Source organism: Variovorax sp. V118 (assembly GCF_041154445.1).
Classification (GTDB): Bacteria; Pseudomonadota; Gammaproteobacteria; order Burkholderiales; family Burkholderiaceae_C; genus Variovorax; species Variovorax boronicumulans.
In genome coordinates this window covers 5917182-5936619 of sequence record NZ_AP028663.1, presented here as the reverse complement: position 1 = coordinate 5936619, position 19438 = coordinate 5917182, and the positions used below count along the sequence as shown (strand labels likewise).

At 69.5% G+C, this 19438-nt stretch carries 20 protein-coding genes; 14 read left to right on the top strand and 6 right to left on the bottom strand.

The window, feature by feature from the left end; all coding sequences use genetic code 11:
* Positions 1-25 precede the first annotated feature (25 nt).
* Complete coding sequence (locus ACAM52_RS27570) at positions 26-193, top strand: DUF2970 domain-containing protein (RefSeq protein ID WP_082818316.1); 168 nt, start codon at positions 26-28, stop codon at positions 191-193.
* Between the two features lie 82 nt (positions 194-275).
* A complete protein-coding gene (locus tag ACAM52_RS27565) occupies positions 276-1157 on the top strand; it encodes a cytochrome c oxidase subunit 3 (RefSeq protein ID WP_062481365.1) in 882 nt (293 codons plus the stop codon).
* An 80-nt stretch (positions 1158-1237) separates the two neighbouring features.
* Here ACAM52_RS27565 and ACAM52_RS27560 read toward each other — a convergent pair whose 3' ends face one another.
* Positions 1238-1468, bottom strand: a complete 231-nt coding sequence (locus tag ACAM52_RS27560) for a twin transmembrane helix small protein (protein WP_062481367.1) — start codon at positions 1466-1468, stop codon at positions 1238-1240.
* Between the two features lie 27 nt (positions 1469-1495).
* Here ACAM52_RS27560 and ACAM52_RS27555 point away from each other — a divergent pair, with 27 nt between their 5' ends.
* Genes ACAM52_RS27555 through ACAM52_RS27530 form a run of 6 tightly spaced genes read left to right on the top strand, consistent with a single transcriptional unit; the run spans position 1496 to position 6682 of the window.
* Complete coding sequence (locus ACAM52_RS27555) at positions 1496-2380, top strand: SURF1 family protein (protein WP_369645114.1); 885 nt, start codon at positions 1496-1498, stop codon at positions 2378-2380.
* A complete protein-coding gene (locus ACAM52_RS27550) occupies positions 2364-3047 on the top strand; it encodes a hypothetical protein (RefSeq protein WP_369645113.1) in 684 nt (227 codons plus the stop codon). Before ACAM52_RS27555 ends, ACAM52_RS27550 begins: the two co-directional genes overlap by 17 nt.
* Positions 3048-3071: 24 nt before the next feature.
* A complete protein-coding gene (locus ACAM52_RS27545; RefSeq protein ID WP_369645112.1) occupies positions 3072-4295 on the top strand; it encodes a heme A synthase in 1224 nt (407 codons plus the stop codon).
* A complete protein-coding gene (cyoE, locus tag ACAM52_RS27540) occupies positions 4292-5197 on the top strand; it encodes a heme o synthase (RefSeq protein WP_159272988.1) in 906 nt (301 codons plus the stop codon). The genes ACAM52_RS27545 and cyoE overlap by 4 nt, the downstream gene beginning before the upstream one ends.
* Positions 5198-5214: 17 nt before the next feature.
* The gene (locus ACAM52_RS27535; RefSeq protein WP_095950891.1) at positions 5215-5835 is read left to right on the top strand and encodes an SCO family protein; all 621 of its coding nucleotides are present in this window, start codon (positions 5215-5217) and stop codon (positions 5833-5835) included.
* Between the two features lie 16 nt (positions 5836-5851).
* Positions 5852-6682 (top strand): DNA alkylation repair protein, encoded by an 831-nt coding sequence (locus tag ACAM52_RS27530; protein ID WP_369645111.1) that lies wholly within the window; start codon positions 5852-5854, stop codon positions 6680-6682.
* Positions 6683-6749: 67 nt separating this feature from the next.
* On the opposite strand, the gene rpoH is transcribed toward ACAM52_RS27530, so the two are convergent.
* The gene (gene rpoH / locus ACAM52_RS27525; RefSeq protein WP_056577975.1) at positions 6750-7691 is read right to left on the bottom strand and encodes an RNA polymerase sigma factor RpoH; all 942 of its coding nucleotides are present in this window, start codon (positions 7689-7691) and stop codon (positions 6750-6752) included.
* 136 nt (positions 7692-7827) lie between these two features.
* Positions 7828-8745 (bottom strand): LysR substrate-binding domain-containing protein, encoded by a 918-nt coding sequence (locus tag ACAM52_RS27520; protein WP_354342261.1) that lies wholly within the window; start codon positions 8743-8745, stop codon positions 7828-7830.
* Between the two features lie 114 nt (positions 8746-8859).
* Here ACAM52_RS27520 and ACAM52_RS27515 point away from each other — a divergent pair, with 114 nt between their 5' ends.
* Positions 8860-9675 carry an aminotransferase class IV family protein gene (locus ACAM52_RS27515; RefSeq protein ID WP_354342262.1) on the top strand — a complete coding sequence of 272 codons (816 nt, stop codon included), beginning with the start codon at positions 8860-8862 and terminating at the stop codon, positions 9673-9675.
* Between the two features lie 44 nt (positions 9676-9719).
* Here ACAM52_RS27515 and ACAM52_RS27510 read toward each other — a convergent pair whose 3' ends face one another.
* Positions 9720-10184, bottom strand: coding sequence for a DUF962 domain-containing protein (locus tag ACAM52_RS27510; RefSeq protein WP_144004491.1), 465 nt, complete (start codon positions 10182-10184; stop codon positions 9720-9722).
* 156 nt (positions 10185-10340) lie between these two features.
* On the opposite strand from ACAM52_RS27510, the gene ACAM52_RS27505 reads away from it, so the two are divergent.
* The 3 genes from ACAM52_RS27505 to ACAM52_RS27495 all read left to right on the top strand — a co-directional run bounded on the left by ACAM52_RS27505 (position 10341) and on the right by ACAM52_RS27495 (position 14081).
* Positions 10341-11060, top strand: coding sequence for a LuxR C-terminal-related transcriptional regulator (locus ACAM52_RS27505; RefSeq protein WP_369645110.1), 720 nt, complete (start codon positions 10341-10343; stop codon positions 11058-11060).
* Positions 11057-12856 (top strand): hybrid sensor histidine kinase/response regulator, encoded by a 1800-nt coding sequence (locus ACAM52_RS27500; protein WP_240531195.1) that lies wholly within the window; start codon positions 11057-11059, stop codon positions 12854-12856. Before ACAM52_RS27505 ends, ACAM52_RS27500 begins: the two co-directional genes overlap by 4 nt.
* A gap of 193 nt (positions 12857-13049) precedes the next feature.
* Positions 13050-14081: a hypothetical protein gene (locus tag ACAM52_RS27495; protein WP_354342264.1), complete on the top strand. Its 1032-nt coding sequence runs from the start codon at positions 13050-13052 to the stop codon at positions 14079-14081.
* A 128-nt stretch (positions 14082-14209) separates the two neighbouring features.
* Here the strand turns inward: ACAM52_RS27495 and ftsY are convergent, their stop codons facing one another.
* Positions 14210-15577, bottom strand: coding sequence for a signal recognition particle-docking protein FtsY (ftsY, locus tag ACAM52_RS27490; RefSeq protein ID WP_369645109.1), 1368 nt, complete (start codon positions 15575-15577; stop codon positions 14210-14212).
* Positions 15578-15606: 29 nt separating this feature from the next.
* On the opposite strand from ftsY, the gene ACAM52_RS27485 reads away from it, so the two are divergent.
* Entirely contained in the window at positions 15607-17052 is a 1446-nt protein-coding gene (locus ACAM52_RS27485) for a M16 family metallopeptidase (protein WP_369645108.1), read from the top strand.
* Between the two features lie 17 nt (positions 17053-17069).
* Positions 17070-18434: a M16 family metallopeptidase gene (locus tag ACAM52_RS27480; protein WP_369645107.1), complete on the top strand. Its 1365-nt coding sequence runs from the start codon at positions 17070-17072 to the stop codon at positions 18432-18434.
* 15 nt (positions 18435-18449) lie between these two features.
* Here the strand turns inward: ACAM52_RS27480 and ACAM52_RS27475 are convergent, their stop codons facing one another.
* A complete protein-coding gene (locus ACAM52_RS27475; RefSeq protein ID WP_369645106.1) occupies positions 18450-19361 on the bottom strand; it encodes a LysR family transcriptional regulator ArgP in 912 nt (303 codons plus the stop codon).
* Positions 19362-19438 lie beyond the last annotated feature (77 nt).

Genomic DNA, 19438 nt, shown 5'->3' with positions numbered 1-19438 from the left:
CCGCAAGCCCACGCTGTGGGACACGATGAAGGCGGTGGGCTGGTCGTTCTTCGGGGTGCGCCGCAACAGCGCCTACAAGGAAGACCTGGGCAAGCTCAATCCGCTGCACGTCATCGTGGTGGCGTTTGCCGCAGTGATCGTCTTCGTGGTCGGGCTGGTGCTGCTGGTGCGGCATGTGGTCGCGGCCGCCTGAGCGCTGCCTGCTGAGCCGAAGACAAAAAACCACGATCTCCAGAATCATTGAATCGAGAGAAGAAAGAAAGCCAGGAGCTGATATGAGTTCAACCACCCACGGCACCACGCCCTACTACTTCGTGCCCGGACCCTCGGCCTACCCGGTCGTGTCCGCGATCGGCTTGTTCTTCGTGATCCTCGGCGCGGGGCAATGGATCAACAGCCACCAGTGGGGCGCCTGGTCGCTGCTGCTGGGCATGGTGATCTGGCTCGGCACGCTCTTCGTGTGGTTCCGTGCCGCCGTCGGCGAGAGCGAGAGCGGCCAGTACGGCCACAAGATCGACCTCTCGTACCGCTGGAGCATGAGCTGGTTCATCTTCTCGGAAGTGATGTTCTTCGGCGCCTTCTTCACGGCGCTGTGGTGGGCCCGCACCCACGCGCTGCCGACGCTCGGCAGCCTGGACAACGCGATCCTCTGGCCCGACTTCAAGGCCGTGTGGCCCAGCGTCGCCGCCGGCGTGACCGGTTCCCCGGCCGGCATCATCGAGCCCTTCCAGACCGTCGGCCCGTTCTGGCTGCCGACCATCAACACCGCGCTGCTGCTGAGCTCGGGCGTTACGCTGACCATCGCCCACCACGCGCTGCGCGCCGACCACCGCGCCCAGTGCATCCGCTTCATGTGGCTCACCGTACTGCTGGGCGTGATCTTCCTGGGCGTTCAGGGCTACGAGTACTTCCACCTGTACACCGAACTGAACCTCAAGCTCAGCTCGGGCACCTACGGTTCGACCTTCTTCATGCTGACCGGCTTCCACGGCCTGCACGTGTTCATCGGCATGCTGATGCTGCTGTTCATCACGCTGCGCTTGCAGAAGGGCCACTTCACCGCCGAGCGTCACTTCGGCTTCGAAGGCGCCGCCTGGTACTGGCACTTCGTGGACGTGGTCTGGCTGGGCCTGTACGTGCTGGTCTATTGGCTTTGAGCGAAGAACCTCACGGCATTCCAGAAAAAAGGCGCCGTAAGGCGCCTTTTTCATGGTTCTCGTGGAACGAGCACCATCTGTTACTTCCCGAGCGGGAGCCCGGTGGGCTGGATGTAGCCGAGTTTCCAGGCCAGCAGCATGCACAGGAACAAAAAGACCGACAGGCCGATCCGAAAGGTGAGGGCGCGGGCCATGCCGCCGCGCTTGTTCTGCCCGTCGCGACCGTCCTTCAGCATGAAGTAGAGCGCGAAAGCGAGGCTCGCGAAGATGCCCAGAAAGATCAGGGCGACGAAATATTTCATGACCCGCATTATCGGCCGCATGCCCCGTCCGCTCCAGTGACCCCCGCGCCTTCCGAGCCTCTCGTTTCCTCTGCCACGCCGCGCCGCCGCGCGGGCCGAGGCCGTTTCCTGGTCGTGACGCTGGCGGCCGTGCTGGCGCTGGCCGCCACCGTGTCGCTGGGCCGTTGGCAGCTGTCGCGCGCCGCGCAGAAAGAGGCGCTGCAGGCCCGCATCGATGCGCAGAAGCTGAAAGCCCCGCTGTCGCAGGCCGAGTTCCTGGCGCTGGGCGAAGCCGCCAGCGAGATGCACCGGCCGGTGCGCCTGCGCGGCCTGTGGCTCACGGCGCAGACGGTCTACCTGGACAACCGCCAGATGCACGGCACGCCGGGCTTCTACGTGCTGACGCCATTCGCGCTCGAGGGCAGCGAGCAGGCCGTGATGGTCCAGCGCGGCTGGGTGCAGCGCAATTTCGTCGACCGCACGCAACTCGGCGTGGTCGAGACGCCGACCGGTATCGTCGAGCTCACGGCGCTGATCGAGCCGCCGCCCAGCCATCTGTTCGAACTCGGCGCGAAGGCTGCGGCTGCACCGGCGCCCGCGGCATCGGCCGCTGCGCCGGCCCCTTCGGCTGCCGGCGCCAGCGCTCCGGCACCGGGCATTCAGGGGTCTTCCCCCATCCGGCAAAATCTCGACCTGGAGGCATTCCGCGGCGAGACCCAGCTGCCGCTGCGCACCGACGTGTCGCTGCAGCAGAGCGGGCCGGCGTCCGAGGGCCTGCAGCGCGACTGGCCGGCCCCGGCGTTGGGCCTGGAGAGGCACTACGGTTACGCATTCCAGTGGTTCGGCCTGTCGGCCCTCGTTGTCATCCTCTATGTCTGGTTCCAATTCATCTCCCCCTTCCGGCGCGCGCGGCGCCGCGCACGCGATGGCCGCGGCCTCTGACGAGCCGCTGGGCCTGACCGTGCACTCGATGCCGTCGCCGGGCCAGGCGCTGGACGAGGCCGAGAACCGCCGCACCGTCCACGGGCGCTGGAAGATGATCGCCGTGCTGCTGATGTGCGCGGCACCCGTGATCGCCTCGTACTTCACCTACTACGTGATCCGGCCCGAGGGCCGCAGCGTGTACGGCGAGCTGATCGACCCGCAGCGCGAGATGCCCCGCCTCACGGCAACCGACCGCAGCGGCGCGCCGGTCGAGCTGGCCACGCTCAAGGGCCAGTGGCTGCTGGTGGCGGTGGCCGACGCCGCCTGCGACGCGCTGTGCGAGCAGCAGCTTTACCTGCAGCGCCAGCTGCGCGAGAGCCTCGGCCGCGAAAAAGACCGCCTGGACCGCGTCTGGCTCGTGAGCGACGCGGCGCCCGTGCCGGAGCGCCTGACCAACGGCCTGCACGGCGCGACCGTGCTGCGCGTGCCGGCCGACCAACTCTCCCGCTGGCTCGCGCCCGTGCAAGGGCACGCGCTGTCCGAGCACCTCTACGTGGTCGATCCGATGGGCAACTGGATGATGCGTTTCCCGGCCCGCATGGACGCCGCCGGCGCGAGCCGCGCCAAGCGCGACATCGACCGCCTGCTGCGCGCCTCGTCCTCGTGGGACGAAGCGGGCCGCTGAGCCCGCGCGAACCACCACCGCCCCATGGACACGAGCTCCCTCTACGACCTCACGCCGATCGCCTGGATGATGGGCGCCGGCGTGCTGCTCGCGCTCGGCCCGCTGGTCTGGGTGTGGCGCCGCAACGCCGGCTCCGGCCCTGCGCGGCGGCTGCATGCGCTGACCGTGCTCACGCTGTTCCTCACCTTCGACCTCACGCTGTTCGGCGCCTTCACGCGGCTCACCGATTCGGGCCTGGGCTGCCCCGACTGGCCCGGCTGCTACGGCAACGCCAGCCCGGCCGGCGCGCGCCACGAGATCGCCATGGCGCAGGCGGCCCAGCCGACCGGCCCCGTGACGCACAGCAAGGCCTGGATCGAGATGGTCCACCGCTACCTCGCGACCGGCGTCGGGGTGCTGATCCTCACGCTGGCCGGCGCCACCTGGATCGTGCGCCGCCGCCAACGGCGCCAGCCCGCGCCGCCGGTCGACAGCGCGCACCACCACGTCGTGCTCAGCGCTTGGTGGCCCGCGGCCACACTGGTCTGGGTCTGCCTGCAAGGCGCTTTCGGCGCCATGACCGTCACCTGGAAGCTGTTCCCCGCCATCGTCACGATGCACCTGATGGGCGCCATCGTGCTGCTCGCGCTGCTGTGCATCCAGGCGGTGCGCTACCGCCAGGTGGCGGCGCAGCGCCTGCCCACGGCCGTGTCGCCGGCGCTGCGCAACGGGCTGATCGCCACGGCGGTGCTGCTGGTGCTGCAGATCGCGCTCGGCGGCTGGGTTAGCACCAACTACGCGGTGCTGGCCTGCACGCAGTTCCCGACCTGCCAGGACAGCTGGTGGCCGCCGATGAACTTCGTGCAGGGCTTCGAGATCTGGCGCCACCTCGGCGTGACCGGCGACGGCCAGCCGCTCGACTTTTCCGCGCTCACGGCCATCCACTACGCGCACCGCCTCATGGCGTATGCCGTGTTCGTGGCGCTGGGCCTGCTGGCCTGGCGCCTGCGTCGCCTCGAGGCACTGCGCGCGCAGGCGCACTGGCTGGCCGGCCTGGCGTTGCTGCAGCTGGCCACGGGCCTGGGCAACGTGCTGCTCGGCTGGCCACTGGCCGCCGCCGTGCTCCACACCGGCGGCGCCGCGGCGCTGGCCGTGGTCCTGACCTGGGCGCTGTGCGAGAGCCGGCGCGAAAGCGCCGCCGCTGCGCCGATTCCGCGCGCCGTCGACAATGCGCGCGGCACCCCCCAACCGAAGAAAGCCACCGCGTGAGCACCCCGATTCCTGTTCAGCACGCCAGCACCGCCAACGTGCTGCGCCAGTTCTACGCGCTCACCAAGCCGCGCGTGGTGCAGCTGATCGTGTTCTGCGCGCTCATCGGCATGGTGCTGGCCGTGCCCGGCCTGCCGTCGTGGGCCGATGTGCAGCGCGGCGTGCTGGCTTGCATCGGCATCTGGCTCGTGGCCGGCGCGGCGGCCGCATTCAACTGCCTGGTCGAGAAGGGCATCGACGCCAAGATGAAGCGCACCGCCTGGCGCCCCACGGCGCGCGGGCAGCTCAGCGACATGCAGGCACTGGTGTTCTCGGCGCTGTTGTGTGCAGCCGGCTCGGCGCTGCTGTGGTTCACGGTCAACCCGCTGACCATGTGGCTCACCTTCGCCACCTTCGTCGGCTACGCGGTGATCTACACCGTCATCCTGAAGCCGCTGACGCCGCAGAACATCGTGATCGGCGGCGCCTCGGGCGCCATGCCGCCGGTGTTGGGCTGGGCCGCCATGACGGGCGATGTCGGTCCCGAGGCGCTGATCCTGTTCCTCATCATCTTCCTGTGGACCCCGCCGCATTTCTGGGCGCTGGCGCTGTACCGCGTCGAGGACTACCGCAAGGCCGGCCTGCCGATGCTGCCCGTGACGCACGGCAACGAGTTCACGCGGTTGCAGGTGCTGCTGTACACCTTCATTTTGTTCGCGGCCTGCCTGATGCCCTTCATCTACGGCATGAGCGGCTGGCTCTATCTCGTGGTCGCCATCGGTGTGAGCATCGGTTTCACCGGCTATGCCTTCGCGCTGTGGCGCAACTACTCCGACACGCTGGCGCGCAAGACCTTCCGGTTTTCGCTCATCCACCTGAGCGTGCTGTTCGCGGCGCTGCTCGTCGACCATTACCTCCGCTGACCGGACCTGACCTGCCCATGAACAAGCGCAATGCCCTGAAATCGATCGCCGCCACGGCCGGCTGGGTGGCCGCCTCGGCCACGCTGGGCCTGGGCCTGTCGGCCTGCAGCGAGCAGCCGAAACAGAGCTTCCAGGCGGTCGACATCACGGGCGCCGACTACGCCAAAGACTTCTCGCTCACCGACGCCGACGGCAAGGTGCGCACGCTGGCCGACTTCAAGGGCAAGGCGGTGGTGCTGTTCTTCGGCTACGTGCAATGCCCCGACGTCTGCCCGACCACCATGACCGAGATGGCGCAGGTCAAGCAGCAGCTCGGCGCCGACGGCAGCAAGCTGCAGGTGCTGTTCGTCACCGTCGATCCGGCGCGCGACACGCCCGAGGTGCTCAAGGCCTACATGGGCGCCTTCGACCCGAGCTTCGTGGCGCTCATTCCCACGCCCGAGCAACTGGCCGCCGTCGCGAAGGACTTCAAGGTCTATTACAAGAAGGTCGATGGCAAGACGCCGACCAGCTACGCCATGGACCACTCGGCCGCCAGCTACATCTACGACCCGCAAGGCCGCTTGCGGCTCTACGCGCGCTACGGCGCGGGCGTGCCGGCGATGGTGTCGGACTTGAAGACGCTGCTCGCGTCCTGAGCCGGGCGCCCAGGGCATGGACGCCGCATCGGTCGCGCACCTGAAGTCACGCAAGGGCGCGTTCCGCATCGCGCTCATTCCGCCCGAGGTGCTGGGCGCGCTGAACGGCGGGCTGCTCGAGACCGTCAACCTCAACGAATTCCTCGCGCTCGAACTGCCGCTGCTCGCACGCAGCGTGGCGGGCCATGTCGGCCTCGACGCGGCGCACGAACGGCTGGACGACACGCTCGCCATGCTGGCCGCCTTCAAGCCCATGCAGCGTCACAGCCACATCGCACGGGCGCTGTACGACATGACGGCCGAACACGCCGAACGCGATGCCGTGGCGCACCGGCTGGCCACGCACGCCAGCGACGTGGCGCGCTGCTGGGCGGTGCAGTGGATCACGCTGTCGGGCCTGCCGCTGGCGGCCCAGCTCGACGCCGTGCGCCGCTTTGCCGCCGACCCGCATTTCGGCGTGCGCGAGTTCGCCTGGATGGCGCTGCGCGACAGCGTCATCGATTCGCTCGACGAAGCGCTGGCGCTGCTGCAGCCCTGGGTGGCCGATGCCGATCCGAACGTGCGCCGCTTCGCCAGCGAGCTCACGCGCCCGCGCGGCGTGTGGTGCGCGCAGATCGAGACGCTGAAGGCCGAGCCCTGGCTGGCGCTGCCGCTGCTGGAGCCGCTGCGCGCCGACGATCATCGCTACGTGCAGAACTCGGTCGCCAACTGGCTCAACGACGCCAGCAAGACGCAGCCCGAGTGGGTCGAGACGCTGTGCACGCGCTGGGTGGCCGAGTCGCCGGTCGCCGAGACCCGCTACATCGCGAAGCGGGCGCTGCGCACGCTGACCAAGTCGACGCCCTGAAGCGTCCCCGAACGAAAAAAAGCCCGGCACTGCCGGGCTTTTTCGTGGAGGAGGGCGGTCGTGACGCTTACGCGTACTCGGCCAGCGCCTTCTTCATTTTCTTCATCGCCGCCACTTCGATTTGGCGGATGCGCTCGGCGCTCACGCCGTACACCGCGGCCAGGTCGTGCAGCGTCATGCCGCCCGAGCCGTCGTCGTTCACCTTGAGCCAGCGCTCTTCGACGATGCGGCGGCTGCGGTCGTCCAGCGCCTCCAGGGCGGTGGCGATGCCGTCGCTCGACAGGCGGTCGCGCTGCTGCGATTCGAGCAAAGCGGTCGGTTCCTGCGTGGCGTCGGCCAGGTAGGCGATCGGGCCGAAGCCTTCGTCGCCGTCATCGGACGGACCCGGATCGAGCAGCACGTCGCCGCCCGACAGGCGGGTTTCCATCTCGAGCACTTCCTCGGGCTTCACGTTCAGGCGCGTGGCCATCTGCGAGACCTCGTCGGGGCTCAGCGTCTCGCGGTGCGTGCCGTTGTCGGCTGCGGCCGAGTCGGCCTTGAAACCCTGCTTCATCGAGCGCAGATTGAAGAACAGCTTGCGCTGGGCCTTGGTCGTCGCGACCTTGACCATGCGCCAGTTCTTCAGGATGTACTCGTGGATCTCGGCCTTGATCCAGTGCATGGCGTAGCTCACCAGCCGCACGCCCTGGTCGGGGTCGAAACGCTTCACGGCCTTCATGAGACCGACGTTGCCTTCCTGGATCAGGTCGCCGTGCGGCAGCCCGTAGCCCAGGTACTGGCGGGAAATGGACACGACCAGGCGCAGGTGCGACAGGATCAGCGCACCGGCAGCTTCGAGGTCGTTCTGGTCGCGCAACTTGCGTGCGAAGCCCTGCTCTTCTTCGAGCGTGAGCAGCGGCAGGCGGTTGGCGGCCGAAATGTAGGCATCCAGGTTGCCCAGCGGGGGGACCATCGACCATGGGTTGGCGACGGCCAGCTGGTTGGCAGAGACTCCAGACAGCGTTGTCATCAGGGGAAACTCCTTTGTGTTGGCCATATTAGCACTCGGTTAGAGGGAGTGCTAAGCCAAGGGTTCCCTTGGGTTTCTATCGTTGCGATAGCTTTTGCCGCGATTTGTTGGATATTTGTATGCCGTTTGGCGTTTTTCAAGTTCTGGACGCCTGCCCCAGCAGCCAGTCCTGGAACGCCAGGATGCGCGGGTCCTGGGCGCTGCCTTCCGGGTAGACCAGGTGGTAGGCGTAGCCCGCCGCCATGGGCACGCCGATGTCGAACAGCCGCACCAGCCGGCCCTGGGCGAGGTCGGCGCCGATCATGTCCAGGTCGGCCAGGCCGACCATGCCGCTCTCGGTGACGGCGCGCACCACATCGCTCGAGTCGGCGAAGCCGATGCAGCGGCTGTCGTTGAAGCCCTCGATGCCCGCCGCGGCCATCCACATCGGCCAGTTCGGCCAGACCATGCCGTCGGTCTTCCAGTCGACGTAGCACAGCGTGTGCTGGAACAGGTCGCGCGGCGTTGCCAGCGGGGGCCCGCTGGCCAGCAGCCTGGGGCTGCAGACCGGCACGATGACGGTGTCGAACAGCCGCTGCGCGCGCGTGCCCGGGTACTTTCCGGTGCCGAAGCGGATCGCCACGTCGATGTCGTCGGCGTCGAAATCCCGCAGCGCGTCGGAAATATCGAAACCCAGTTCCAGCCCCGGGTTCGCGGCGCGGAACTGCGGCAGCCGGGGCAGCAGCCAGTTGGTCGCGAAACGGGCGCTGGTCGACAGCCGCAGCGTCGCCGCCCCGCGCGCCATGCGTCGGGCGCGGCCGGCGGCGCGGCGCAGGGTGTCGAGCGCGTCGGCGGTGGCCTCGAACCACACGGCGCCGGCCGGCGTGAGGCGGATGCTGCGGCTGGTGCGCGTGAACAGCAGCACGCCGAGCTGGTCCTCGATCTCCTTGACCTGGTGGCTCACGGCCGCCGGCGTCAGCCCGACTTCTTCGGCGGCCCGCGTGAAGTTCAGGTGCCGCCCGGCGGCCTCGAAGGTGCGCAGGGCGCGGGTGCCGGGGAGCAGTCTGGGGTGCATCGATCTTCAAATGGTTTTTGATGATTTTCCAAAAACTATTCGTTTCTCTTGAGGAAGTCAACGCGGGATAGTTCAGGAACTTGATGATCCATCCCATCCAGGAGCCACGAAACCATGTCCGCCAGCGTCCCTTCTTCTTTCTTTGTCGTGCAGCGCAACGGCCAGCCGGTGCCCGCCGCGGACCTGGCGCCGCTCGCCTTCGCCGGCCACGCCCACTTCACGGCCATGCAGGTGCGCGACGGCCGGGTGCGGGGCCTCGACCTCCACCTGGCGCGGCTGCGCTTCGCCTCGCAGACCCTGTTCGGCCAGGCGCTGCCCGACGACACGGTGCGCGCCCACCTGCGGGCCGCGCTCGCGGCCGGCCCGGCGGACCTGTCGCTGACGGCCACCGTCTACTCCCCGGCCGGTGAGTTCACCGCGGTCGACGCGGTGCCCGAGGTGCTGATCCGCACCGGCCCACCTTCCAACGGCCCCGCCGGCCCGCTGACCCTGGCCGCGATCGAACACGAGCGCTTCCTGCCGGCCGTGAAGCACATCGGCGAAGGCGCCAAGACCCAGCTGCTGCGCCAGGCCGTCGCGCAGGGTTTCGGCGACGCGGCCTTTCTCGACCGGCACGGCCGGCTCGGCGAGGCGTCGATCTGGAACCTGGCCTTCTGGGACGGCCAGGCGGTGGTGTGGCCCGAAGCCGAGGTCCTGGCCGGCACCACGATGGGCATCGTGCGCCGGCAGCTCGAACGCCTCGGTGTCCCGCAGCGCAGCCAGGTACTGGGGATGGCCGACCTGCCTGCGCTGGCCGGCGCCGTGGTCATGAACTCGTGGACGCCGGGCGCGGCGGTGCACCGCATCGGCGACGTGGTGTTGCCGGCAGCGCCGGCTTTCGTGGAACTGCTGCACCGGGCCTATGAGGCCGAACCGCTCATGTCGCCTTGAAGGAACCCTCGCGCGCGGACGCTGCGCGCCAGATCACCCACCGACTACCAGCGGATGCCGAGCTTGACGAACAGCTTGGACAGCACGAACAGCGGGCCGACCCAGAGGTACTGGATGTCCTCGAAGAACGAAGGCTTCTTGCCTTCGATCTTGTGGCCGACGAACTGGAAGATCCACGCCACCACGAAGATCGCCGCCGACACCGGCGCCACCGCGGTGCCCATCGCATGCACCGCCACCAGCGCCAGCACCGTGAGCGCCAGCATCGTGACGAGGAAGGCCGGCGAGCGCAGCAGGGCGTAGTACACGAGGCTGGCCGCCACGAAGGCGTAGGCCACCCACGGATGGATCGCGAACAGCAGCCCGACGATGCTCAGCATGATCGCGGGAATGGCCACGAAGTGGATCAGCTCGTTGGTCGGATGGCGGTGGCTCTCCTCGTAGTGGGCGAGCAGGCGGTCGACCTTGCGCTCGCTGGTGGCGAGCGGGGCGGCGGCAGTGTGGGTCATGGCAGGTCTCCGGGGCGCCGTGCGTTGCGGCAAGATTCTCATGGTGCCCACGGCGCCAGGCGATGGCAAGTGGCGTCGTCCCGGGGGGAGGGCGGGGGCTGGGCGCCATGACTTAGGGCACTGTCGCGCGGGGCTTGCGCCGCTAAGATCAAATCCGTGGCCTCTTTCGACTCCCCCTCCGCACCCCTGCCGCCCACCACCGACATCGGTGTGCCTGCCGGCGTGTCCGGCGCGATCCTGGTGGTCGACGACCACGACCTGCTGCGCCTGGGCGTGAGCGCGCTGGTGCAGGCCCAGGCCGCCACCTCGGGCGCGCGCATCTCGGTGTTCGAGGCCGGCAACATCGCCGACGCGCTCGCGCTCTACGCGGCGAACGAGGCGGCCATCGGCCTCGTGCTGCTCGACCTCGCGCTGCCCGACACGCACGGGCTCAGCGGCCTGGCCGAGTTCCGCCTGCGCTTTCCGGCGGCGCGCGTTGTGGTGCTCTCTGGCACCGCCAACAGCACGCTGGCGCAGGGCGCGCTCGCACTCGGGGCCAACGCCTTCCTGCCCAAGTCCGCCGACCTGAAGGAGATGGTGGGCTTCATCCGCGCCTGCGGCCTGTTCGAGGCCGACGGCACGCCGCAGCAGCCGCTGCCGCCCGCGTCTCTGCCCAAGTCGCTGTCGGGGTACGCGGAGTTCGCGCACGCCAGCGCCTGGCAGGAGCTCACGCCGCGCCAGATGCAGGTGCTGCAGTGGGTGCTCGAAGGCAAGGCGAACAAGGAGATCGCGCAACTGGCCAACCTGAGCGAGGGCACGGTGAAGAACCATGTCTCGACCATCCTGCTGCTGTTCGGCATGCGCTCGCGCGCCCAGCTGATCAGCATGCTGCGTTGAGCGGCGCCACGCTGGCGGGCCGCGGCGATGCCGCCGCCGGCCAGCTGCTGGGCCAGCGCGTGCTGCGCGAGCACGTCGGCTCGGTCTACGACACCTACGGCATCTCCACGCTGACCCACCTGGGCTTCGTGATCGTGTTCGGCTGCATCATCTACTCGCAGCTCAGCGATGCGCGCCTGCTGTTCTGGATGGCGGCGCTGGTGGCGGTCGACATCTACGTGTTCTTCACGCCGCGCTGGACGCCCGACAAGCCGGCCTCCGAGAGCCCGTACTGGGCGCGCAAGATCTCGCGCATGGTCACGCTGGTGAGCATGATCACGGCGGTGGTGCCCTGGTTCATCGTGCCGCACGAGAACCTGCCCATGACCTCGCTGCTGATGGCCGTGATCGTCGGCAGCTGCGCGCGCGCCGCGCAGTCGCTGTGGCCGCTCAAGCCCGCGCTGTTCGGCTACACGTTGCCCATGTCGCTGGGCATGATCATCGCGCTGGCCTGGCAGGGCGACGGCCTGCACCTGTTCCTGGCCGCGGCCGGCTCGGCCTACCTGATGCTCACGCTGCACGCCGGCGTGCGCCAGCACCGGCTGCTGACCGACTCACTCATGCTGCGTTTCGAGAACGAAGCGCTGGCCGCGCGCCTGGGTGAGCAGATCGCCGCCACCGAGCGCGCCAGCGAAGAAAAGACCCGCTTCCTCGGCGCCGCCAGCCACGACCTGCGCCAGCCGCTGCACGCCATCGCGCTGTTCGGCGCCGCGCTCGAGAACGAACTGCGCGGCCGCCCCGAGAGCCGCAACGCCGAGCGCCTGATGCGCGCCGTGAACGCGCTGGGGGCCTCGCTCGACACCATGCTCGACGTGTCCCGGCTCGACGCCGGCGTCATCACGCCGTCGCCGCAGCCGGTCGAACTCGACGCGCTGTTCCTGCCGCTCAACCACACCTTCTCGGCGCAGGCCGAGCAGAAGGAGCTGCAGCTGCGCGTGCGCGCCAGCGGCCTGTGGGTGCGCAGCGATCCGCAGCTGCTGCACCGCATGCTGTCCAACCTGATGGACAACGCCCTCAAGTACACCGTGCAGGGCGGCGTGACTGTGACGGCGCGCGACCGCGGCGACACCGTGTGGATCGAGGTGCGCGACACCGGCATCGGCATCGCGCCCGAGCAGTCGCACCGCATCTTCGAAGAGTTCTATCAGATCGATAACCCGGGACGCGACCGGGCGCGGGGGCTGGGCATCGGCCTGTCGATCGTGCGCCGCCTGTCGCGGCTGCTGGGCCATCCGGTGCAGATGCATTCGCGCCCGGGCCGCGGCACGCACTTCCGTGTCGTGCTGCCGACCGTGCCGCCGCAGGTCAGTGCGCTCGTGGGCCCGTTTCCGGCCGGCAGTGTCGAACTGGCTGCACGTCGGCGCGCGGCCACGCTGCCCGGTCGCGTGCTGCTGATGGACGACGAGCTCGAAATCCGCGAGGCCATGACCGGCCTGCTGCGCTCCCACGCGATCGATGCGCACGCCGTCGCCGACGAGGCCGCCGCAGCCGAGGCGCTGCACCAGGCCCGCGCCGAAGGCCGGCCCTTCGGCCTGCTGATGTGCGACTACCGCCTGGCCGACGGCGTCGACGGCCTCGACGTGGGCCTGCGCCTGAGTCGGCACCTGGGCACCGAGCTGCCGCTGCTGCTGATCACCGGCGAGACCTCGCCCGACCGCCTGCAGCGCGTGCGCGAGTCGGGCGTGCCCGTGCTGTTCAAGCCCGTGGCGCCCGATGCGCTGCTGCAGGCCATGGCAGGGCTCGCAGCGGCGTCGTAGCGTCCCGCACACAGCTTGCGGTCGAAATTGAATACGTTGTAGTTCATTGCGTGCCGATCGATTCGGATAGGCACACATGCAATGACTTTTGGCACTGCCGGGAACATCGGCCCCGTCGTAATTTCGGGTTTCCACGGCGTCGACGGACTGCGGTCCGCGTTGCCCCCGAACAAGAATCGACAAGGGAGTGACCATGAATTTCAAACCTGCTGCAGTGGCCGCCGCGACGGCCGCGCTGCTGGCCCTGACGGCGTGCGGAGGTGGGGGCAGCGGCGGCGGTGGTGGCGGTGGCTTCGTGTTGCCGCCGCCCGCACCGGCGCCAGCCCCGGCTCCTGCGCCCACACCAGCACCGGCCCCGGCACCGGCGCCGAATCCGGGCGCGACCACTTTCCTGTACGAGGGCTTGCCGGCTGCGACCACTGCGTCGGCCTTCTTCGACAGCCTCGCTGCGCAGGGCGCGCGCGGGTTCCGTTTCCTGAGCGGTTTCTCTTTCACGACCGGCCCCACCACCTTCGAGCACATCGATGGGTTCGTGAAGACGATCGACGCCACCTACAGCTATGAGAAGAAGGCCCCGGCCACGTCCAACGCGGACTTGCAGAACCAGTTGAACGAAGCCGGCGCGCGGGGCTTCCAGTGGGTGGGCGCCCAGTCGATCGGTGGCGAGATGTTCAACGTCTATCGCAAGAGCAGCGCCGACAGTGCCACCTACAGCTACCGTGTCGAGCTGCAGCCCGCCAGCAAGGCGGCTTACCTGGCGCAGGCGAACAGCCAGGGCGCGAGCGGCTTCTACAACCGCACCATCGCGTTCCTGACCGGCGACTCGGCGGGCACGGCGGCCGTCTACGAAAAGAGCTCGGTGGGCAATTCGACCTTCGGCTACGAACTGGGCGATCCCATCGGCGACCACGCCGGCTACCTCGCGCAGTTCAACGAGCGCGGCGCTCGCGGCTTCCGCTTCCGCACGGAGTTCGGCTTCTCGGACGGTGGCGGCGTGGTCTACATCAAGGACCTGTCGCAGTCGGCGACCTTCAACTTCTATTCGCTCGCACCGAGCACCAACCCCACGGCCCTCATCCAGCAGGCGAACGCCGAAGGGGCCAAGAAGGCGGCGCTGCTCGGTCACCTGGCGCTGGGCACCAGCGAGCAGAAGGCCTACTACTTCACGCCGACCAACTGCAACGCCAGCCCGGTGTGCGGTCCGACGTCATTGTTCGGTTTCTGATTCCCGAAGAGGCACACACGCAGGGGGAAATACAAAGGGAGAAAAAAGAAAGACAGGGAGCTGACGGTCCCCGGCGCGAGTCGGGGACCGTTTTTTTTGACCGAAGAGAACGGCGGCGAAAGCGCCGGTCAGCCCAGGAGTGCCTGCGCGAACTCGCGGGCGTTGAAGGTCTCGAGGTCCTCGAGCTTTTCGCCCACGCCGATGAAGTACACCGGAATCGGCCGCTCGCGCGCGATGGCGCACAGCACGCCGCCCTTGGCGGTGCCGTCGAGCTTGGTCACGATGAGGCCCGTGAGGCCCAGGGTCTCGTCGAAGGCCCTGACCTGCGCGAGTGCGTTCTGGCCGGTGTTGCCGTCGATCACCAGCAGCACCTCGTGCGGCGCGGTGGCGTCGGCCTTGGTGACGACGCGCTTGATCTTCTTGAGCTCGTCCATCAGGTGCAGCTGCGTCGGCAGGCGGCCCGCCGTGTCGACCAGCACCACGTCCTTGCCGCGCGCCTTGCCGGCGTTCACCGCGTCGAAGCTCACGGCCGAGGGGTCGCCGCCTTCGTTGCTGACGATCTCGACGGTGTTGCGGTCGGCCCAGACCAGCAACTGCTCGCGCGCTGCCGCGCGGAAGGTGTCGGCCGCGGCCAGCAGCACCGAGGCGCCCTCGGTGGCCAGGTGCTTGGTGAGCTTGCCGATGGAGGTGGTCTTGCCCGCGCCGTTGACGCCGGCCACCATGATCACGGTGGGCGTGTACTCGCCGATGACCAGTGGCTTCTCCAGCGGCTTGAGCAGGTCGGTGACGGCATCGGCCAGCAGGCGCTTGACCTGCGAGGCGTCGGTGGCCATCTGGCGCTTGACGCGCACCTTCAGGTCGTCGAGCAGGAACTCGGTGGCCTTGACGCCGGTGTCGGCCATGAGCAGCGCCGATTCGAGTTCTTCATACAGCGCGTCGTCGATCTGCGCGTTGACGAACACCGCCTGGATGCCGGTGCCGGTCTTGCGCAGGCCGGTCTTGAGCTTGTCGAACCAGCTCTTGCGCTCGGTGGCGATGGGGGCCGGTTCGGCGACCACGGCGACGGGCGCGGGAGGCGGTGCGGGCACGGGCGCCGGAGGGGGCGGCGGTGCGATGACAGGCGCAGGTGCAGGAACGGGGGCGGGCGCTGGCGCAGGGATCGGCGCTGGTGCAGCGACCGGAACTGGCGCGGGCGCCGGCGCCACCACGGGCGCGGCCGGTGCCGGCTCGGGGGCCGGCGCAGGTGTGGGTGCAGGTGCAGGTGTGGGTGCAGGTGCAGGTGTGGGTGCAGGTGCAGGTGTGGGTGCAGGTGCAGGTGCAGGTGGGGGAACAGGCGCTTCCGCCGCAGGCTTCGACCCGAACCAGCTCGACGGCGAGAACACCGAGCGTGCCGGTGCGGGTTCCGCGGCCGGAGGCGGCGCGGGTTCGGCGGTCGGCGGCGGGGCCGGTGTCACCGGGGCATCGGCAGGTGGTTTTTTCTTGAAGAAACTGAACATCGGGAGCTTTTTACAATCCGACCCATTCTATGAAACACCTCTCGCCACGCCGCGCTGCGTCTGGTGCGGTGCTGGCCCTGGCGCTTTCGGCGCTGTGGACCGTGCCCGCGCAGGCCCAGTCCACCCCCGCTCCCGCCGCGTCGACCCCCACCGCCGCGGCCCCGGGCCCCCAGCAATTCACCCTCGCCAACGGCATGACCGTGATCGTGCAGACCGACCGGCGCTCGCCGACGGCGGTGCAGATGGTCTGGGTGCGGGTCGGCTCCATGGACGAGGTCGACGGCACCACGGGCGTGGCGCACGTGCTGGAGCACATGCTGTTCAAGGGCACGAAGAGCGTGCCGGCCGGCGAGTTCTCGCGCCGCGTGGCGGCGCTGGGCGGCCAGGAAAACGCCTTCACCATGCGCGACGCCACCGGCTACTACCAGCAGATCCCGGTCGGCAGCCTCGAGCAGGTGATGAAGCTCGAATCGGACCGCTTCGCCAACAACCAGTGGCCCGACGACGAGTTCAAGCGCGAGATCGAGGTGGTCAAGGAAGAGCGCCGCCTGCGCACCGACGACCAGCCGCGTGCGCTGCTCGGCGAGCAGCAGAGCGCGGCCGTCTTCACCGCGTCGCCGTACCGCCGCCCGGTGGTGGGCTGGATGAGCGACCTCGAATCGATGACGCCCGCCGACGCGCGCGCCTTCTTCCAGCGCTGGTACGTGCCGGCCAACGCCGTGCTCGTGGTGGCCGGTGACGTCGACGTGGCGCGCGTGCGCGCGCTGGCCGAGAAGTACTACGGCAGCATCCCCGCGCGCGCCGTGCCGGAGCGCAAGCCGCGCACCGAGCCCGCGCAGCGCGGCATCCGCCGCCTCGAGTTCAAGGCCCCGGCCGAGCAGGCGTACGTGTCGCTCGCCTTCCGCGTGCCGCAGCTCACGAACATCGACGACGCCAACAGCGACGCTTGGGCGCTGGTGGTGCTCTCGGCCGTGCTCGACGGTTACGCCGGCGCGCGGCTCGACCGCGCCCTCACGCAGGGCCCCGGCCGCGTGGCCGATTCGGCCGGCGCGTACGCGGGTTTCATCGGCCGCGGTCCGCAGTTGTTCATGCTCGACGGCGTGCCGGCCGCCGGCAAGACCGCCGAGACCGTCGAGGCCGCGCTGCGCGCCCAGGTGGCGCGCGTGGCGAAAGAGGGCGTCGGCGAGGCCGAGCTGGCCCGCGTCAAGACGCAGTGGGTGGCGAGCGAGACCTACAAGCGCGATTCGGTGATGGCGCAGGCGCGCGAACTCGGCAGCAACTGGATCCAGGGCCTGCCGCTGGACGCCAGCGAGCGCATCGTCGCCCGGCTGCAGGCCGTGACGGCGGCGCAGGTGCAGGCCGTGGCCGCCAAGTACTTCGGCGATGACCAGCTCACGGTCGCCACGCTGCGGCCCCTGCCGCCCGAACCCAAGCGCGGCCGCGGCTTCGCAGCCCCCGTGGGCGAGATGCGCTGAAAGCACCGGATTCCCTCATGAAGAACCTCAAGAAGATTGCAAGCACCGCCCTCCTGGCGGGAATCACCGCGCTGTTCGGCATGGGCAGCGCGCAGGCCGCGCTGCCCATCCAGCACTGGACGCTGGCCAACGGCGCCAAGGTGTACCTGGTGTCGACCAACGCATTGCCGATCGTCGACGTGCAGATCGATTTCGACGCCGGCAGCCGGCGCGACCCGGCCGCGCAGGCCGGGCTGGCCAGCACCAGCGCGGCGATGGTCGAGAAGGGCGTGCGCGCCGGGCGCAACGGCGAGCCCGCGCTCGACCAGAATGCGCTGGGCGAGGCCTGGGCCGACCTGGGCGCCAGCTTCGACGTGAGCGCCGGCACCGACCGCACCAGCTATACGCTGCGCACGCTGTCCGACCCCGCGCTGCTCACCAAGGCCGTGGCCCTGGCCGCACGCGAGATCGGCGAGCCCTCGTTCCCCGACGACATCTGGCCGCGCGAGCGCGAGCGCATCAACGCCGCCATCAAGGAAGCCAACACCAAGCCCGCCACCGTCGTCGGCCGCGCCTTCGCGCAGGCCGTGTACGGCACGCACCCCTACGGCCAGGAAGTGACGGAAGAGACGCTGGCGCGCATCGACACCGCCGCCATGCGCCAGCGCTACGAGCAGCTGATCCTGCCGTGCCGCGCCAAGCTCAGCATCGTGGGCGCGGTCACGCGCGCCGAGGCCGAGGCGCTCGCGACCACGCTGCTGTCGCGCCTGCCCAGCCCCGCCGCCTGCGCACCGCTGCCGGCCATCGCGCCGGTGGTGGCGCTCACGGCGCCGAAGGACGAGCGCATTGCGTTCGACTCGGCGCAGGCTCACGTCTTCATCGGCCAGCCCGGCTACCCGCGCCAGGACCCGGACCACTTCGCGCTCACGCTCGGCAACTACGTGCTCGGCGGCGGCGGCTTTGTCTCGCGGCTGACCGAAGAGGTGCGCGAGAAGCGCGGCCTGGCCTACAGCGTGTACAGCGGCTTCGCGCCGGGGCTCGACGCGGGCGCCTTCCGCATCGGCTTCCAGACCCGGCCCGACCAGGCCGAGGCGGCGACGAAGGTCTCGCGCGACGTGCTCGCGAAGTTCGTGGCCGAAGGCCCGACCGAGAAGGAGCTGAAGGCCGCCAAGGACAACCTGATCGGCGGCTTCCCGCTGCTGCTGGACAGCAACCGCAAGCTGATCGGCAACGTCGCCAACATCGCCTGGTACGGCCTGCCGCTGGACTACCTCGACACCTGGACCGCGCGCATGAACGCGGTCACGGCCGCCGACATCCAGGCCGCGTTCGCCCGCAAGCTGCAGCCGCAGCGCATGGTGACGGTGGTGGTGGGCGGCAAGCAGGCCGTCGCGGCGCAGTAAGAAGAAAAGAAAAGCTCAGGCCAGCGCGTGCGGCCCGCTGCGCGCGGCCTCGCGCACCGCGGCGCCGAGCTGCGCCAGCAGGCGCGGCGCCGCGCGGGCGTGCTGCCAGTACAGCGGCACCGGCAGCGTCGCGCCGGGCGCCAGTTCCACCAGCGTGCCGTCGCGCAGCGCATCGGCCACCATGCTGGTCGGGTGCATGCCCCAGCCGATGCCGCGGCAGGCCGCCTCCACGAAGGCGGCGGGCGAGGGCACCCAGTGGCGCGGCGTCTCCACGTTGCGGTGGCAGATGCGGCGCACCCAGCGCGCCTGCAGCCGGTCCTTGCGGTCGAACACCAGGTTCGGCGCCGCGGCCAGCGTGCGCGCGCCCACGCCCTTGGCGAAATACCGTTCCACGAAACCGGGGCTCGCGGCGGCCACGTAGTGCACCGTGCCCAGCGCCTCGCTGTTGCAGCCCGTGACCGGCTGGGCCAGCGCGGTCACGGCCGCCAGCACGGCGCCGCTGCGCAGCCGTTCGGCCGTGTGGTCCTGGTCGTCGGCCGTGAGGTCGAGCAGGGCGTCGGGCGCCTGCGCGGCGAAGGCGGCGGCGCCCGCCATGAACCAGGTCGCGAGGCTGTCGGCGTTGACCGCCACCCGCACCGTGACCCGCTCGTGCGCCTCGCCGCTGCCCATGCCCAGCGCGGGCAGGGCCTCGCGCAGCTCGTGCTCCAGCATGCCCACGCGCTCGACGTGCCGGCACAGCTGCAAGCCGGCCTCGGTCGCCACGCAGGGCTGGCCGCGCACCAGCAGCGCGCCGCCGGTGCGCTCCTCGAGCAGCTTCACGCGCTGGGACACCGCCGAGGGCGTGACGTGCAGCGCGCGGGCGGCGCGCTCGAAACTGCCTTCGCGCACCACGGCGGCAAGGGCGTGCAGGGCGGCGTAGTCGAGCATGGTGGCGAATGAAGTAAAACTGAATCGGCGTTAGAAAGTTTAGTTTGATTGAATCGCCTGCGGACGGCAAGCTCGGA

Coding starts and splice junctions, on each gene's coding strand:
- ACAM52_RS27570 (WP_082818316.1), top strand. CDS start 26: ATGAAGGCGGTGGGCTGGTCGTTCTTCGGGGTGCGCCGCAACAGCGCC.
- ACAM52_RS27565 (WP_062481365.1), top strand. CDS start 276: ATGAGTTCAACCACCCACGGCACCACGCCCTACTACTTCGTGCCCGGA.
- ACAM52_RS27560 (WP_062481367.1), bottom strand. CDS start 1,468: ATGCGGGTCATGAAATATTTCGTCGCCCTGATCTTTCTGGGCATCTTC.
- ACAM52_RS27550 (WP_369645113.1), top strand. CDS start 2,364: ATGGCCGCGGCCTCTGACGAGCCGCTGGGCCTGACCGTGCACTCGATG.
- ACAM52_RS27545 (WP_369645112.1), top strand. CDS start 3,072: ATGGACACGAGCTCCCTCTACGACCTCACGCCGATCGCCTGGATGATG.
- ACAM52_RS27535 (WP_095950891.1), top strand. CDS start 5,215: ATGAACAAGCGCAATGCCCTGAAATCGATCGCCGCCACGGCCGGCTGG.
- ACAM52_RS27530 (WP_369645111.1), top strand. CDS start 5,852: ATGGACGCCGCATCGGTCGCGCACCTGAAGTCACGCAAGGGCGCGTTC.
- rpoH (WP_056577975.1), bottom strand. CDS start 7,691: ATGACAACGCTGTCTGGAGTCTCTGCCAACCAGCTGGCCGTCGCCAAC.
- ACAM52_RS27520 (WP_354342261.1), bottom strand. CDS start 8,745: ATGCACCCCAGACTGCTCCCCGGCACCCGCGCCCTGCGCACCTTCGAG.
- ACAM52_RS27515 (WP_354342262.1), top strand. CDS start 8,860: ATGTCCGCCAGCGTCCCTTCTTCTTTCTTTGTCGTGCAGCGCAACGGC.
- ACAM52_RS27510 (WP_144004491.1), bottom strand. CDS start 10,184: ATGACCCACACTGCCGCCGCCCCGCTCGCCACCAGCGAGCGCAAGGTC.
- ACAM52_RS27495 (WP_354342264.1), top strand. CDS start 13,050: ATGAATTTCAAACCTGCTGCAGTGGCCGCCGCGACGGCCGCGCTGCTG.
- ftsY (WP_369645109.1), bottom strand. CDS start 15,577: ATGTTCAGTTTCTTCAAGAAAAAACCACCTGCCGATGCCCCGGTGACA.
- ACAM52_RS27485 (WP_369645108.1), top strand. CDS start 15,607: ATGAAACACCTCTCGCCACGCCGCGCTGCGTCTGGTGCGGTGCTGGCC.
- ACAM52_RS27480 (WP_369645107.1), top strand. CDS start 17,070: ATGAAGAACCTCAAGAAGATTGCAAGCACCGCCCTCCTGGCGGGAATC.
- ACAM52_RS27475 (WP_369645106.1), bottom strand. CDS start 19,361: ATGCTCGACTACGCCGCCCTGCACGCCCTTGCCGCCGTGGTGCGCGAA.